This window comes from Bacillus sp. IT-79MI2, assembly GCF_949768135.1.
Classification (GTDB): Bacteria; Bacillota; Bacilli; order Bacillales; family Bacillaceae_G; genus Bacillus_A; species Bacillus_A pseudomycoides.
On the sequence record NZ_CATKPV010000036.1, the window covers coordinates 1 to 243 of the forward strand.

At 35.8% G+C, this 243-nt stretch carries 1 protein-coding gene; it reads right to left on the minus strand.

Annotated features, from left to right (window positions below):
- On the minus strand, positions 1 to 243 hold a 243-nt coding region (locus tag ACM6HU_RS02785), incomplete at both ends, for a PD-(D/E)XK nuclease family transposase (protein ID WP_414847979.1).

The following is a 243-nucleotide window of genomic DNA, read 5'->3' on the forward strand; positions in this document are numbered from 1 at the left end:
CATTGCCTTTTGTAAAATTGGATCTTGATTCATCGCAATCTCCTCCAATGTCTGAGTTAAGTGTTCATCTTCATGGGCTGGTAACAATAACATCCAACGGACAAATGTATTTTCCCATGGATTTACTTTTTCTTCACGCCATTGTTTCACTAATTTTGGAATCTCTACAAAATGGATTTCAATATCGTCACTTAAAACCTGTTGTGTTTTCGAATTCCATAATTGTCCGATGGTGTGAAATGA